Here is a 15,452-nt window from a genome sequence, read left to right on the forward strand (position 1 = left end):
CAGTGGATGATCCTACCGATCCGCACAATGCGCGCCCCACCGCGTCCCGAAGAACCCCCGGCGGCCGGTTCACGGATTGACGCCGTGTCAATTTCCGTCCCTGGGACTGTCCTTGGCGGACGGTCCGGAGCGGGCGTGGCGATCCGCACCGCTTTGCGGCATTCGCCCGCCCTCCGGGCCCGGCCCGTGGGCCGACGGTCGGCAGCCGCCCCCGCTCCGGGCCTTGAGCTGTCGGCGGCGCCCGGTAGGGTGATCGGCTGCAGGCACTCATCAGCACTCGCACGGGGGAGGGGCTCGCGGTGAGCACCAGTACCACGACCGGATTCTGCCGGGTCACCGTCGTCGCACCGGACAGCCGGATCGACGTCGCCCTGCCCGAGGACATCCCGCTCGCCGACGTCTACCCCGAGGTGCTGCGCCTCTCCGGCCAGGGCTTCAGCCAGGGCGCTCCGGTCGGCTTCCACCTGGTCCGCCGCGACGGGACGGTGCTCGACAGCAGCCTGACCCTGGTCGCCCAGCAGGTCCGCGACGGCGACCTGCTCAGCCTGCGCCCCTTCGCCGAGTCGCTGCCCCCGGCGGTCTACGACGACGTCGCCGACGCCATCGCCACCGCCGTCGCCGCCGACCGCAGCCTGTGGTCCACCAACCTGCTGCGCACCACCGGCCTCATCGGCTGCGTGCTGATGACCGTGCTGCTCGGCTTCGCGCTCTGGTTCTCCGACCTCACCCACAACATGCACTCCCTGCCCGGGCTGGTCTCCGGCCTGGTCGCGGTGCTGCTGGTCGCCGTCGCCGGGGTCCGCGCCAGGATCTACGACGACCGCGGCTCGGCCCTGGCGCTCGGCCTCGCGGCCCTGCCGCACGCCCTGATCGGCGGCTCCGGGATCATCGCGCCCGACCTCGGCCAGGGGCCGGGGCGGATCCAGTTCCTGGCCGGCTGCATCGCCGTGCTGGTGGCCTCGGTGCTGATGACCGCGCTGATGCCGGGCGGCGACGCGCCGTTCGTGGCCGCGGTCCTGGTCTCCGCCGTCGGCACCGCCACCACCTTCACCGCGGTCTTCAGCAACGCCTCGGCCCGCGAGAGCGCCGCCGTCGCCGCCGTGGTCGCCATCGGCCTGGTCGGCTTCCTGCCGCAGCTCTCCGCCCGCTTCGCCCGGCTGCCGGTCGCCTTCCGGGCCCCGCAGCAGGTCGGCGCGGTCGAGCCGCGCAGCGAGGAGGCCGCCGCCGAGGCCGCCGACTACACCCGGATCGCGGCCCGGGCCCGGCGCGGCCACGAACTGCTGGTCGGCCTGGTGGGCGGCTGCGCGGCGGTGGTCGTCGGCTCCGCCGCCGTGCTCTCCTTCACCGACAGCCGCTGGCCGGAGCTGCTGGCGCTGATGCTGGGCGTCACCGTGATGCTCCGGGCCCGGCTCTTCCGGCACACCTCGCAGGTGCTCTGCCTGCTGGTCGCCGGGCTGCTCAGCCTGGCGCTGCTGGTCATCGGCGTCTCGCTCAACCTGCCGCTCTTCCTCTTCAGCAATATGGGCCACCCCTCGACGGTGGACATCCACACCCTCGCCCTGGCCGCCTCGGTGCTGCTCGGCGCGGTGCTGCTGGGCGCGATCGCCCTGGTCGTCCCGGCCAAGGGCGTCTCCCCGTTCTGGGGCCGGATCCTGGACCTGGTCGACGGGCTGACCCTGGCCGCGCTGATCCCGCTGGCCCTGGCGGTGCTCAACATCTACGCCCTGGTCAGGGGTCTTACCTGAGCCGGTCGCGACCGCCGGCGAGAGCCGGGCTTCCCGAGTCGGCCGGGCGGGTGATAGAGGGCCGCTTCGGCGCTGGTAGGCTGGTGCGGACGGACGTGCCACACCCTTCGGGGCGGCGCGCCCCGACCGCCGGGCCGCATCCGTTCCTGTGAAGCAGACCAGGAACACCCGGCACATCGAATCAAAGGAGTTGCTGTGGCCCTCGACGCCGCTGTCAAGAAGCAGATCATGACCGAGTTCGGCACCAAGGAGGGCGACACCGGCTCCCCCGAGGTCCAGGTCGCCATGCTCAGCCGCCGTATCTCGGACCTGACCGAGCACCTCAAGCTTCACAAGCACGACCACCACTCCCGTCGTGGCCTGCTGCTCCTCGTCGGCCAGCGCCGTCGCCTGCTGCAGTACCTGGCCAAGAAGGACATCGAGCGCTTCCGTACGCTGGTCGACCGCCTCGGCATCCGCCGCGGTGCCGCCGGCGCCGCGCGCTAGCACTTCGCCTGGGGGCGGCTCCCGAACGGGAGCCGCCCTTCGGTGCATCCTGGCTCCGATCGGCAACGATCGGTCCGGTTCGGCCCCGCCGACTCGACGCCACAGGATTGGACAGCCGACGCACGTGGGAAAGACCACGTGCGTAAGGTGAGTACGAAGGGTGAAGGACGACCCGAGCACGCGCGCCGCGCGTGACGGACGGCCGACGCCGCGGGACGACCGGACCGGTCGCCGCCCGCAAAGACGCGGAGCGTCCACACGCATCCGACCACAGGCGCCACCAGGCGCCGGTCCTCGGTAGTGGCCGCCGGAGGAGTGACAGCGCCGAGCGCCGACAGCGCCAGTACTGCACCCGCCCGGAGGCTTCGATCGAAGACCGGCTGAGCCGGGGCCGTCCGCCGTCGGCACTGTGCGGGACGCTCCACCTGAGGACATGAAGGAGATCTTCCAGGTGGAAGACAACACCACGCACGAAGCCGTTGCCGTCATCGACAACGGTTCTTTCGGTACCCGCACCATCCGCTTCGAGACCGGTCGTCTCGCCAGGCAGGCCGCCGGCTCCGCCGTCGCCTACCTGGACGACGAGACGATGATCCTCTCGGCGACCAGCGCCTCGAAGCAGCCCAAGGACCACTTCGACTTCTTCCCGCTCACGGTGGACGTCGAGGAGCGGATGTACGCGGCCGGGCGGATCCCCGGCTCGTTCTTCCGCCGTGAGGGCCGTCCCTCCGAGGACGCCATCCTCACCTGTCGGCTGATCGACCGCCCGCTGCGCCCGTCCTTCGTCAAGGGCCTGCGCAACGAGATCCAGGTCGTCTGCACGATCATGGCGCTCAACCCGGACGACCTGTACGACGTCGTGGCGATCAACGCCGCGTCCGCGTCCACCCAGCTCGCCGGCCTGCCCTTCTCCGGCCCCATCGGCGGCGTCCGGGTGGCGCTGATCAAGGGCCAGTGGGTCGCCTTCCCGCGCCACAGCGAGCTGGAGGAGGCCGTGTTCGACATGGTCGTCGCCGGCCGCACCCTGGCCGACGGCGATGTCGCGATCATGATGGTCGAGGCCGAGGCCACCGCGAAGACCATCGAGCTGGTCAAGGGCGGCGCCGTGGCGCCGACCGAGGACGTCGTGGCCGCCGGTCTTGAGGCCTCCAAGGTCTTCATCCGCGAGCTCTGCCGGGCCCAGTCCCAGCTGGCCGCCGCCGCTGCCAAGCCCACCGGTGAGTTCCCGGTCTTCCTGGACTACCAGGAGGACGTCTTCGAGGCGCTCAGCGCGGCCGTCAGCGACGAGCTCGCCAAGGCGCTCACCATCGCCGGCAAGCAGGCCCGCGAGGCCGAGATCGACCGGGTCAAGGGCCTGGCCTCGGACAAGCTGCTGCCGCAGTTCGAGGGTCGCGAGAAGGAGATCTCCGCCGCGTACCGCTCGCTGACGAAGAAGCTGGTCCGCCAGCGCGTCATCAAGGACAAGGTCCGCATCGACGGCCGCGGGGTCACCGACATCCGCACCCTGGCCGCCGAGGTCGAGGTCATCCCGCGCGTCCACGGCTCGGCCCTGTTCGAGCGCGGCGAGACCCAGATCCTGGGCGTCACCACGCTGAACATGCTCCGGATGGAGCAGCAGCTCGACACCCTGGCGCCGGAGACCCGCAAGCGCTACATGCACAACTACAACTTCCCGCCGTACTCCGTCGGCGAGACCGGCCGCGTGGGCTCGCCCAAGCGCCGCGAGATCGGCCACGGCGCGCTCGCCGAGCGTGCGCTGATCCCCGTGCTGCCGACCCGCGAGGAGTTCCCCTACGCGATCCGTCAGGTGTCCGAGGCCCTCGGCTCCAACGGCTCGACCTCGATGGGCTCCGTCTGCGCCTCGACCATGTCGCTGCTGAACGCCGGTGTGCCGCTCAAGGCCGCCGTCGCCGGTATCGCCATGGGCCTGATCTCGCAGGAGATCGACGGCGAGACCCACTACGTCGCGCTGACCGACATCCTGGGCGCCGAGGACGCGTTCGGCGACATGGACTTCAAGGTCGCCGGCACCAAGACCTTCGTCACCGCGCTGCAGCTCGACACCAAGCTCGACGGCATCCCCGCCTCGGTCCTGGGCGCCGCGCTGAAGCAGGCCCACGACGCGCGTCTGCACATCCTCGACGTGATGAACGAGGCGATCGACGTCCCGGACGAGATGTCCGAGTTCGCGCCGCGCATCATCACCATCAAGATCCCGGTTGACAAGATCGGTGAGGTCATCGGCCCGAAGGGCAAGATGATCAACCAGATCCAGGAGGACACCGGCGCGGACATCACCATCGAGGACGACGGCACCATCTACATCGGTGCGGTCGACGGTCCCTCGGCGGAGGCTGCCCGTACGACGATCAACCAGATCGCCAACCCGACCATGCCGGAGGTCGGAGAGCGCTACCTGGGCACCGTGGTGAAGACCACGACCTTCGGAGCGTTCGTCTCGCTGATGCCGGGCAAGGACGGTCTGCTGCACATCTCGCAGATCCGCAAGCTGGCCGGCGGCAAGCGGGTGGAGAACGTCGAGGACGTCCTCGCCGTGGGCTCCAAGGTGCAGGTCGAGATCGCCGAGATCGACCCGCGCGGCAAGCTCTCGCTGATCCCCGTGGTCGAGGGCGAGGAGAACGCCGAGGCGGCCGAGGCCAAGTGAGGCTTCGCCTGACGGCGTAGGTTCGTCGCGGCCCGGTCCCCCGCCCTGTGGCGGAGGACCGGGCCGCACCCCTGTTGACCGCAGTCTCCCGGGGGGTGACCCCCGGACCCCATATCGGCAATTCCCCGGGGGTGACCCCCGGACCCCCACGCATGTAGGCATCGCGGAGGAAGTAACGTGGCACAGCCCACGGCAGCACAGCAGCGCCCCGGCAGCACCAGGACCCTGCTCAAGGGCGTGGACGGGGCCGGAGTCGTCCGCCGCACCGTTCTACCGGGCGGGCTCAGGATCGTCACCGAGACCCTGCCGACGGTCCGCTCGGCGGCCTTCGGCATCTGGGTCGGGGTCGGCTCCCGTGACGAGACGCCGGTGCTCAACGGCGCGACGCACTACCTGGAGCACCTGCTCTTCAAGGGCACCGAGCGGCGCAGCGCGCTGGACATCTCGTCCGCGCTGGACGCCGTCGGCGGTGAGATGAACGCCTTCACCGCCAAGGAGTACACCTGCTACTACGCACGGGTGCTCGACAACGACCTGCCGCTCGCCATCGACGTGGTCAGCGACATGCTGACCGGCTCGCTGATCCGCCAGGAGGACATCGACACCGAGCGCGACGTCGTCCTGGAAGAGATCGCGATGACCGAGGACGACCCGGGCGACGTGGTCCACGACCTGTTCGCGCGGGTGATGTACGGCTCCTCGCCGCTGGGACGCCCGGTGCTCGGCACCGTCGAGACCATCAACGCGCTCACCCGCGACCAGGTGGCCGGCTTCTACAAGCGCCGCTACCGCCCCGAGCACCTGGTGGTCGCGGCGGCCGGCAACGTCGACCACGCCAAGGTCGTCCGCCAGGTCGAGCGGGCCTTCGCCGGTTCGCTGACCCGCACCGACGTGCTCCCGGCCGAGCCGCGCGGCGGCACCAGGGCGCTGCGCACGGCCGGTCAGGTCGAGATCCTGGACCGGCCGACCGAGCAGGCCCACCTGGTCCTCGGCCTGCCCGGCCTCTCCCGCGGGGACGACCGGCGCTGGGCCCTGGGTGTGCTCAACTCGGCGCTCGGCGGCGGCATGAGCTCCCGGCTGTTCCAGGAGGTGCGCGAGAAGCGCGGCCTGGCGTACTCGGTGTACTCGTACTCCACCTCGCACGCCGACAGCGGGCTCTTCGGCATCTACGCGGGCTGCCAGCCCAAGCGGGTCGAGGAGGTCCTGAAGATCTGCCGCGAGGAGCTCCAGAAGGTCGCCGAGCACGGCATCACCGAGGAGGAGCTGAAGCGGGCGGTCGGCCAGATCTCCGGCTCCACCGTCCTCGGCATGGAGGACACCGGCTCGCTGATGTCCCGGGTCGGCAAGGCCGAGCTCTGCTACGGCACCCACCTGTCGGTGGACGAGCTGCTGGGCAAGATCTCCGCCGTCACCCTGGACGACGTCCGCGAGGTGGCCGGCTCCGTGCTCGGCGCCTACCGGCCCTCGCTCGCGGTGATCGGCCCGGTCAGCGGCAAGCGCGCCGCCAAGCTGGGCGAAGCCGTCGCCTGACCCGCCAGTCCTGCTTCACCACTTTCCGAAGGAGCACGTGAGATGAGTACGCCGCTGCGGGTCGCCGTGATCGGCGCCCAGGGCCGGATCGGCTCCGAGGCCGCCCGCACCATCGAGGCCGCGCCCGACCTGGAGCTGGTGGCCGCGCTCGGGCGCGGCGACCGGCTGGAGGCGCTGGCCGAGGCCGGCGCCCAGGTCGCGGTCGAGCTGACCCACCCCGACGCGGTGATGGCGAACCTGGAGTACTGCACGGCCCAGGGCATCCACTCGGTGGTCGGCACCACCGGCTGGACCGAGGAGCGGCTGGCCACGCTGAACGGCTGGCTCGCCGCCTCACCCGCGACCGGCGTGCTCATCGCCCCGAACTTCTCCATCGGCGCGGTGCTCACCATGCGCTTCGCCCAGCAGGCGGCGCGCTTCTTCGAGACCGTCGAGGTCGTCGAGCTGCACCACAACCGCAAGGCCGACGCGCCGAGCGGTACCGCCACCCGCACCGCCCAGCTGATCGCGGCGGCCCGGACCGAGGCCGGCCTGGCCCCGCAGCAGGACCCGACCACCCACGGCCTGGCCGGAGCACGCGGCGCGGACGTGGACGGCGTGCCCGTGCACGCGGTCCGGCTGCGCGGCCTGCTGGCCCACCAGGAGGTGCTCTTCGGCGACACCGGCGAGACACTGACGATCCGTCATGACTCGCTGCACCACAGCTGCTTCATGCCCGGCATCCTGCTGGGCGTGCGCAGTGTGGTGAGCGCGCCGGGGCTGACCTTCGGCCTTGAGCACTTCCTGTTCCCCGGAGAGTGAACCCATGATCGCCCGCGTGATGTACTTCGTCGTCTCCATCGCCCTGCTGCTCGGCTTCGCCGTGATCGTGGCCACCGGTGGCCAGCTGATCGCCTCCGGCAAGCCCTTCGGCATCGGGATCGGGGTCTGCGCGGAGGTACTGGTGGCCCTCGGCTGCTGGTTCCTCTGGAAGACCTTCCGCTTCGGCCGCCGCAGTGCGCAGCTCGCGCGCCAGCTGGAGGCCGAGGGCGGGCTGCCGGTCGACGAGTTGCAGCGCAGCGCGGCCGGCCGGATCGACAAGGCCTCCGCCGACCAGGTCTTCGCCCGGCGCAAGGCGGAGGCGGAGGCCGCGCCGGACGACTGGCGCTCCTGGTTCCGGTTGGCCGTGGCCTACGCGGACGCCAGCGACACGCCGAGGGCCCGGAAGACGATGCAGCACGCCATCAAGCTCCACGACGGCCGGGCGCGGGAGGCGGTCACGACAGGCTGACCCGCCGCCCCGGTTCGCCGGCCTGGCCGACGACCGCGGCCGCCGGATTGCCGTACTGCAGCTCGGTGAGCACCACGCCGCCGAGCCGCAGCGAGCTGCGCCGACCCGTGGCGAGCAGCCCCTGCCGCTCGTAGAAGGCCCGGGCCCGGCGGTTGGCCTCCAGCACCCAGAGCACCTGCTGGCCGAGTCCGTCGGCCAGCAGCCGTTCCCGCGCCGCGTCCAGCAGCGCCGCCCCGACCCCGGTGGACCAGGCGTCGGGGTGGGCGTAGAGCGCGTACACCTCGCCGCGCCGGTTCCCGGTGCGCAGCTGCTCCGGCATCGGCCGCTCGGGTCCCGCCGCGGCGAAGGCGATGATCCGCCCCGCCCGCTCGGCCACCAGGTGGTGCCGCCCGGCGGGGTTCTCACGCAGTCGGCGGACGGCCAGCGCGACCGCCTCCGGGCCGGTGTCGATGGACTCCAGATAGGCCGGCGGCATGATCCCCGCATAGGCTGCGCGCCAGGACGCCGCACGGAGCCGCAGCACCTCCGCGACGTCGGCCGCGGTCGTGTCACGGATCAGCGGCTGCGCCGATCGTCCCTGCATCAGCAGCCCTCCTGGGTGCGGTTGCGCCTGCGGTGTTCCGGTGCGGTTTCCGGTGCGGTTGCTGGGCGGTTCCCAGGATAGACAGGCATGTCAGACGGTTGTGTCAGTCCCGACCGATACGCTTGGCGGCGGCCGGACCTGGCCCGCACCGCCCCGCCGAGAGGACCACTCAGGTGACCGCAGAGACCTCCGAGCCCGTGGAGACACGGGAGCATCCCGAGATCGTCTTCCGTGACGATGTCACCGTCGAGCTGGTTCGCAGCAGCGCGCAGGACGCCGACGTGCTGTTCGCCGCCCGGGTCTCCACCGCCGGCGAGCAGTCCCTGGACGAGCTGCAGAAGGACCCGGCGCGCTCCAAGGGGCTGATCAACTACCTGATGCGGGACCGCCACGGCACCCCGTTCGAGCACAACTCGATGACCTTCCTGGTCAGCGCCCCGATCTTCGTCTTCCGGGAGTTCCAGCGACACCGTGTCGGCTTCTCCTACAACGAGGAGAGCGGTCGCTACCGCGAGCTGCAGCCGGTCTTCTACGTGCCCGCGCCCGAGCGCAAGCTCGTCCAGAAGGGCCGTCCCGGGAAGTACGAGTTCTTCGAGGGCACGCCCGAGCAGTACAAGAGCGTGACCGCGGCGATGGAGGACTCCTACCGCCGGTCGTACGACGCCTACCAGGCGATGCTGGCCGAGGGCGTGGCCCGCGAGGTCGCCCGCGCGGTGCTCCCGGTGGGCCTGTTCTCCTCGATGTACGCCACCTGCAACGCCCGCTCGCTGATGCACTTCCTTTCGTTGCGGACCAAGGACGACCGGGCCAAGGTGCCGTCCTTCCCGCAGCGGGAGATCGAGATGGTCGCCGAGAAGATGGAGCTGGAGTGGGCCGCGCTGATGCCGCTGACCCACACTGCCTTCAACGAGCACGGCCGGGTCGCGCCCTGAGGGAGTAGTCGCGGCTGCCTGTGGGTAGACCCCTGGCAGGCAGCCGAAGGGCCGGATTCCCGGAAACAGTCGTTGCCGCGAGGTGGGCTGACGTTATGTCCCATTTGCGGTAAATCATGCTGTTCCCTAGTCTCAAAGCACGAGCCCCGGTGCTGTCTGAACCCCCGAGCAGCCAGCACCGGGCTCTCTTCGAGAGGGCCGCCGCCCCGTCCGACAGGGCTGCGAGCTGGACTGCTTTCACGTCCACACACCTGTAACGAGTAGCGTTGGGTTCATGGCTCCGACCTCCACCCCTGAGACCCCCTTCGGCAGGGCACTGACCGCGATGGTGACTCCGTTCACCCCGGACGGTTCCCTCGACCTCGAAGGCGCCCAGCGTCTGGCGGCTTACCTCGTCGACGCCGGCAACGACGGACTCGTCGTGAACGGCACCACCGGCGAGTCGCCGACCACCAGCGACGCCGAGAAAGCCGCCCTGGTCAGGGCTGTACTGGAGGCCGTGGGCGACCGCGCCCAGGTGATCGCCGGGGTGGGCACCAACGACACCGCCCACACCGTGGAACTGGCCCGCGAGGCCGAGCGCATCGGCGCCCACGGCCTGCTGGTGGTCACCCCGTACTACAACAAGCCCCCGCAGGAGGGCCTGTTCCGACACTTCACGGCCGCCGCCGACGCCACCGGGCTCCCGGTGATGCTCTACGACATCCCCGGCCGCGCCGGCGTCGCCATCGCGACCGAGACCATGGTCCGACTGGCCGAGCACCCGCGGATCGTCGCCAACAAGGACGCCAAGGGCGACCTCGCCGCCGCAGCCTGGGCCATCGCCCGCACGGACCTGGCCTGGTACTCCGGCGACGACATGCTCAACCTGCCGCTGCTGTCGATCGGCGCCGCCGGCTTCGTCAGCGTGGTAGGCCACCTGGTCACCCCCGAGCTGCGGATGATGCTGGACGCCTTCCTCGCGGGCTCGACGGACAAGGCCGCGGAGATACACCAGCGGCTGCTCCCGGTGTTCACCGGAATCTTCCGCACCCAGGGTGTCATCACCACCAAGGCCGCCCTGGCGCTCCAGGGCCTCCCGGCCGGGCCGCTGCGGCTCCCGCTGGTCGAGGCCACCGAAGCGGAGATCGCCCAGCTCACGCAGGATCTCGCGGCCGGAGGGGTACACCTCTGACAACAGACGTTCACGTCGCGCCACGGCGATGACGTGCCGCACCACGACCACGCACCACAACTGACGATGCCGCACGCACCGTGCACCCAAGAGGGGTGTCCGGGACGCGCGGAGAGGAGAACCTTTTGAGCCATCCGCACCCCGACCTGGGCACCCCGCCGCCGCTCGCCGAGGGGGCGCTCCGCGTCACCCCGCTGGGCGGTCTCGGTGAGATCGGCCGCAACATGACGGTGTTCGAGTACGGCGGCCGCCTGCTCATCGTCGACTGCGGCGTCCTCTTCCCCGAGGAGCAGCAGCCCGGCGTCGACCTGATCCTGCCCGACTTCACCTCCATCCGGGACCGGCTGGACAAGATCGACGGCATCGTCCTCACCCACGGGCACGAGGACCACATCGGCGCCGTCCCCTACCTCCTGCGGGAGAAGCCCGACATCCCGCTGATCGGCTCCAAGCTGACCCTCGCGCTGATCGAGGCCAAGCTCCAGGAGCACCGCATCCGGCCCTACACGCTGGAGGTGAAGGAGGGGGAGCGCGAGCGCATCGGCGTGTTCGACTGCGAGTTCATCGCGGTCAACCACTCCATCCCGGACGCGCTCGCGGTCGCCATCCGCACCCCGGCCGGCATGGTCGTCGCCACCGGCGACTTCAAGATGGACCAGCTGCCGCTGGACAAGCGCCTCACCGACCTGCCGACCTTCGCCCGTCTGGGTGAGGAGGGCATCGACCTGCTGCTGGTGGACTCCACCAACGCCGAGGTCCCCGGATTCATCGCGCCGGAGCGCGACATCGGCCCGGTGCTCCAGCAGGTCTTCGACCGCGCCGACAAGCGGATCATCGTGGCCAGCTTCGCCAGCCACGTCCACCGCATCCAGCAGGTCCTGGACACCGCCCACGAGTTCGGCCGCAAGGTCGCCTTCGTCGGCCGCTCGATGGTCCGGAACATGGGCATCGCCCGTGACCTCGGCTACCTGAAGGTTCCCGGCGGTCTGGTTGTCGACGTCAAGGCGCTCGACGACCTGCCCGACGAGGACGTGGTGCTGGTCTGCACCGGTTCGCAGGGCGAGCCGATGGCCGCGCTGTCCCGGATGGCCAACCGCGACCACCAGATCCGCATCGTCGAGGGCGACACGATCATCCTCGCCTCCTCGCTGATCCCCGGAAACGAGAACGCGGTCTACCGGGTCATCAACGGCCTCACCCGCTGGGGTGCGGACGTCGTGCACAAGGGCAACGCCAAGGTGCACGTCTCCGGTCACGCCTCGGCCGGCGAGCTGCTGTACTTCTTCAACATCTGCAAGCCCCGCAACCTGATGCCGGTCCACGGTGAATGGCGCCACCTGCGGGCCGTCTCCGAGCTCGGCCAGAAGACGGGTATTGCGAAGGACCACATCGTCATCGCCGAGGACGGCGTCGTCGTCGACCTGATCGACGGCGTCGCACGGATCGTCGGCAAGGTCCAGGCGGGCTACGTGTACGTCGACGGCCTCTCGGTCGGCGACATCACCGAGGGCTCGCTGAAGGACCGTCGGATCCTCGGCGAGGAGGGCATCATCTCGGTGTTCCTGGTGGTCGACTCGGCCACCGGCAAGGTCGTCAGCGGCCCGAACATCCAGGCCCGCGGCTCCGGCATCGAGGACGACGCCTTCGGGCCGGCCATCCAGAAGATGCAGGAGGCGCTGAACCGCTCGGCGCAGGACGGTGTCATCGAGCCCCGTCAGGTCCAGCAGCTGGTTCGCCGGGTGCTCGGCAAGTGGGTGTCGGACACCTACCGCCGCCGCCCGATGATCCTCCCGGTCGTGGTAGAGGTCTGACCCCGACGGTGACCGCGTCTCTCGCATGATCAGTTGATTGCGAACACGTCCACCCGTGTGTGCCCCCTCTGCCCAGGTCGAGGGGGCACACACGTTTCACCTTCCGCGGACAGCCGGTAAAGCTGTTGCGGGATGCCACAGCCGACGCCTAGCTTCCCGAGGATGACGCTCTCCTATGACGCCTTTCTCGTCGGCGACGGCCCGGTACTGGTACTGCTCCACTCCTCGGTCTGCGACCGCAGGATGTGGGAACCCCAATGGCAGCCGCTGATCGACGCAGGGTTTCGCGTGGTCCGCTGCGACTTCCGCGGATTCGGCGACACGCCGGCGGCGGAGCGACCACACACCCATGCGGGTGATGTTCTGGAACTCCTCGACGTTCTCGGAATCGACACGGCTGCCCTCGTCGGCTCGTCCTACGGCGGCCGAGTCGCCCTGGAAATTGCCGCGAGCTCACCCGAGCGGGTGGATTCGCTGGCGCTGCTCTGCGCAGCACCTCCCGAGCAGCCCGGTTCCTCGGGGGAGGACCCCAGCGCTGAGCTTCTTGCCTTCGCGACGCAGGAGGAGGCACTGCTCGACCGTGGCGACATTGCCGCAGCGGTCGAGCTCAACGTCGACACCTGGCTCGGCCCGGAGGCCGGCAGCGCAGCCCGCGGAGCCGTGCGACAGATGCAACACCGGGCCTTTGACGTCCAGTTGGGTGCGGGCGAGGAATTCGACGGAGGCTACGGGCCGGTCGAGCTGAGCGCCGTGACGGCCCGATGCCTGGCCGTCTCAGGCCGCCATGACTTCGTGGATTTTCGGACGGCGGCCCGCGGACTGCCCGACCGGATCGCCGGAGCCATCCATCGGGAGTTGGACTGGGCGGGCCACTTTCCGGGGCTGGAGCGGCCCGCAGAGGTCACGGCCCTGCTGATCGCCTTCCTGGGCACGGTGCGGCCGGTTTGACATCGTCCGTGGGGGTGCGTAGTGTTCTTCGAGTTGCCCTGGCAGAACTGCGGTGGCGACCAATCCTCCGAACATCCTGCACGGTCTTCTTTGTCGTGCAATTTTTGAGGATTGCGCGGAATTCGCGTCACTGACAAGAATCCGCTAGAGTTTCACTCGTCGGAACGGGCCGGAAACGGTGCGGGAAGACGGAGCAAGAACTGGCGAAACGGACTGGTGAAACGGTCTGCTAAGCTTAAGAACGAAGAACGAAGAACGAACAAGCGCTCGGAGAGACCGGTGAAAGGGTCTTGAAGAAAGCGTCCGTTCCTTGAGAACTCAACAGCGTGCCAAAAGTCAACGCCAAATGTTGATACCCCGTCCGGCCACATCATGTGGACGGTCGAGGTTCCTTTGGGAAAAACTGTAGTAAACACTAGCGAGGACGCAGTGCACGGGATCGGCTATTCCGCCGGTCGCTGTGCCGCTCAACGCGAGTGCTGTTCCGATTACGGAATGACATTCACGGAGAGTTTGATCCTGGCTCAGGACGAACGCTGGCGGCGTGCTTAACACATGCAAGTCGAACGGTGAAGCCCTTCGGGGTGGATCAGTGGCGAACGGGTGAGTAACACGTGGGCAATCTGCCCTGCATTCTGGGACAAGCCTTGGAAACGAGGTCTAATACCGGATACGACGCATCCCCGCATGGGGTGTGCGTGGAAAGCTCCGGCGATGCAGGATGAGCCCGCGGCCTATCAGCTTGTTGGTGGGGTAATGGCCTACCAAGGCGACGACGGGTAGCCGGCCTGAGAGGGCGACCGGCCACACTGGGACTGAGACACGGCCCAGACTCCTACGGGAGGCAGCAGTGGGGAATATTGCACAATGGGCGAAAGCCTGATGCAGCGACGCCGCGTGAGGGATGACGGCCTTCGGGTTGTAAACCTCTTTCAGCAGGGAAGAAGCGCAAGTGACGGTACCTGCAGAAGAAGCACCGGCTAACTACGTGCCAGCAGCCGCGGTAATACGTAGGGTGCGAGCGTTGTCCGGAATTATTGGGCGTAAAGAGCTCGTAGGCGGCTTGTCACGTCGGATGTGAAAGCCCGGGGCTTAACTCCGGGTCTGCATTCGATACGGGCAGGCTAGAGTGTGGTAGGGGAGATCGGAATTCCTGGTGTAGCGGTGAAATGCGCAGATATCAGGAGGAACACCGGTGGCGAAGGCGGATCTCTGGGCCATTACTGACGCTGAGGAGCGAAAGCGTGGGGAGCGAACAGGATTAGATACCCTGGTAGTCCACGCCGTAAACGTTGGGAACTAGGTGTGGGTCACATTCCACGTGGTCCGCGCCGCAGCTAACGCATTAAGTTCCCCGCCTGGGGAGTACGGCCGCAAGGCTAAAACTCAAAGGAATTGACGGGGGCCCGCACAAGCAGCGGAGCATGTGGCTTAATTCGACGCAACGCGAAGAACCTTACCAAGGCTTGACATATACCGGAAACGGCCAGAGATGGTCGCCCCCTTGTGGTCGGTATACAGGTGGTGCATGGTTGTCGTCAGCTCGTGTCGTGAGATGTTGGGTTAAGTCCCGCAACGAGCGCAACCCTCGTTCTGTGTTGCCAGCGAGTAATGTCGGGGACTCACAGGAGACTGCCGGGGTCAACTCGGAGGAAGGTGGGGACGACGTCAAATCATCATGCCCCTTATGTCTTGGGCTGCACACGTGCTACAATGGCCGGTACAATGAGCTGCGATACCGCGAGGTGGAGCGAATCTCAAAAAGCCGGTCTCAGTTCGGATTGGGGTCTGCAACTCGACCCCATGAAGTCGGAGTTGCTAGTAATCGCAGATCAGCATTGCTGCGGTGAATACGTTCCCGGGCCTTGTACACACCGCCCGTCACGTCACGAAAGTCGGTAACACCCGAAGCCGGTGGCCTAACCCGCAAGGGAAGGAGCTGTCGAAGGTGGGACCAGCGATTGGGACGAAGTCGTAACAAGGTAGCCGTACCGGAAGGTGCGGCTGGATCACCTCCTTTCTAAGGAGCTCTTCTCCCGGCTTCGGTCGGGCAGAGGGCCAGTACACCGGCGACTGTCCGGTGCTGGTTCGCTCATGGGTGGAACGTTGACTATTCGGCACGGTTGGTCCTTGTCTGTCAGTACTGCGCTTCGGCGCGTGGAACGCAGGTCGGGGTTGGCCGTTCCGGGCACGTTGTTGGGTCCTGAGGGCACGGCCGCAAGGTCTGTCTTCGGTACGCCGGCCCCAGTGAACCTTGCCTGCTTGTCGGGTGGGGGTGATGGGTGGCTGGTCGTTGCTTGAGAACTGC

General features: G+C 68.6%; 11 protein-coding genes and 1 rRNA gene. 11 read left to right on the forward strand and 1 reads right to left on the reverse strand.

Annotated features, from left to right (window positions below; translation table 11 throughout):
* Positions 1–299 precede the first annotated feature (299 nt).
* The 6 genes from eccD (at position 300) to BS75_RS27860 (ending at position 7,696) form a co-directional block, all read left to right on the forward strand.
* Positions 300–1,745, forward strand: coding sequence for a type VII secretion integral membrane protein EccD (eccD, locus tag BS75_RS27835; protein ID WP_034090225.1), 1,446 nt, complete (start codon positions 300–302; stop codon positions 1,743–1,745).
* A gap of 195 nt (positions 1,746–1,940) precedes the next feature.
* Positions 1,941–2,231 (forward strand): 30S ribosomal protein S15, encoded by a 291-nt coding sequence (gene rpsO / locus BS75_RS27840; protein ID WP_034090226.1) that lies wholly within the window; start codon positions 1,941–1,943, stop codon positions 2,229–2,231.
* Between the two features lie 433 nt (positions 2,232–2,664).
* On the forward strand, positions 2,665–4,896 hold the full coding sequence (locus BS75_RS27845; protein ID WP_034090227.1) for a polyribonucleotide nucleotidyltransferase: 2,232 nt from the start codon (positions 2,665–2,667) through the stop codon (positions 4,894–4,896).
* Between the two features lie 177 nt (positions 4,897–5,073).
* Positions 5,074–6,426, forward strand: coding sequence for a M16 family metallopeptidase (locus tag BS75_RS27850; RefSeq protein WP_034090228.1), 1,353 nt, complete (start codon positions 5,074–5,076; stop codon positions 6,424–6,426).
* A 42-nt stretch (positions 6,427–6,468) separates the two neighbouring features.
* The gene (dapB, locus tag BS75_RS27855; RefSeq protein ID WP_034090229.1) at positions 6,469–7,227 is read left to right on the forward strand and encodes a 4-hydroxy-tetrahydrodipicolinate reductase; all 759 of its coding nucleotides are present in this window, start codon (positions 6,469–6,471) and stop codon (positions 7,225–7,227) included.
* Between the two features lie 4 nt (positions 7,228–7,231).
* Positions 7,232–7,696, forward strand: coding sequence for a hypothetical protein (locus BS75_RS27860; RefSeq protein ID WP_034090230.1), 465 nt, complete (start codon positions 7,232–7,234; stop codon positions 7,694–7,696).
* On the opposite strand, the gene BS75_RS27865 is transcribed toward BS75_RS27860, so the two are convergent.
* Complete coding sequence (locus BS75_RS27865; RefSeq protein WP_042440702.1) at positions 7,683–8,279, reverse strand: GNAT family N-acetyltransferase; 597 nt, start codon at positions 8,277–8,279, stop codon at positions 7,683–7,685. The genes BS75_RS27860 and BS75_RS27865 overlap by 14 nt on opposite strands.
* A 197-nt stretch (positions 8,280–8,476) precedes the next feature.
* Between BS75_RS27865 and thyX the strand changes: the two genes are divergently transcribed.
* The 5 genes from thyX (at position 8,477) to BS75_RS27890 (ending at position 15,164) form a co-directional block, all read left to right on the forward strand.
* Positions 8,477–9,211, forward strand: coding sequence for an FAD-dependent thymidylate synthase (gene thyX / locus BS75_RS27870; protein WP_034093901.1), 735 nt, complete (start codon positions 8,477–8,479; stop codon positions 9,209–9,211).
* A 274-nt stretch (positions 9,212–9,485) separates the two neighbouring features.
* Complete coding sequence (gene dapA, locus BS75_RS27875) at positions 9,486–10,385, forward strand: 4-hydroxy-tetrahydrodipicolinate synthase (protein WP_034090231.1); 900 nt, start codon at positions 9,486–9,488, stop codon at positions 10,383–10,385.
* Positions 10,386–10,510: 125 nt separating this feature from the next.
* Positions 10,511–12,196 (forward strand): ribonuclease J, encoded by a 1,686-nt coding sequence (locus BS75_RS27880; protein ID WP_034090232.1) that lies wholly within the window; start codon positions 10,511–10,513, stop codon positions 12,194–12,196.
* 162 nt (positions 12,197–12,358) lie between these two features.
* The gene (locus BS75_RS27885) at positions 12,359–13,144 is read left to right on the forward strand and encodes an alpha/beta fold hydrolase (RefSeq protein WP_034090233.1); all 786 of its coding nucleotides are present in this window, start codon (positions 12,359–12,361) and stop codon (positions 13,142–13,144) included.
* A gap of 501 nt (positions 13,145–13,645) precedes the next feature.
* A 16S ribosomal RNA gene (locus BS75_RS27890) occupies positions 13,646–15,164 on the forward strand.
* Positions 15,165–15,452: the final 288 nt, after the last annotated feature.

The sequence above is a fragment of the Streptacidiphilus albus JL83 genome (assembly GCF_000744705.1).
Lineage (GTDB): Bacteria > Actinomycetota > Actinomycetes > Streptomycetales > Streptomycetaceae > Streptacidiphilus > Streptacidiphilus albus.

Excerpts from the sequence above, each read along its gene's own strand:
- BS75_RS27845 (WP_034090227.1), top strand. The coding sequence starts at position 2,665 with ATGAAGGAGATCTTCCAGGTGGAAGACAACACCACGCACGAAGCCGTT.
- dapB (WP_034090229.1), top strand. The coding sequence starts at position 6,469 with ATGAGTACGCCGCTGCGGGTCGCCGTGATCGGCGCCCAGGGCCGGATC.
- BS75_RS27860 (WP_034090230.1), top strand. The coding sequence starts at position 7,232 with ATGATCGCCCGCGTGATGTACTTCGTCGTCTCCATCGCCCTGCTGCTC.
- BS75_RS27865 (WP_042440702.1), bottom strand. The coding sequence starts at position 8,279 with ATGCAGGGACGATCGGCGCAGCCGCTGATCCGTGACACGACCGCGGCC.
- dapA (WP_034090231.1), top strand. The coding sequence starts at position 9,486 with ATGGCTCCGACCTCCACCCCTGAGACCCCCTTCGGCAGGGCACTGACC.
- BS75_RS27885 (WP_034090233.1), top strand. The coding sequence starts at position 12,359 with ATGACGCTCTCCTATGACGCCTTTCTCGTCGGCGACGGCCCGGTACTG.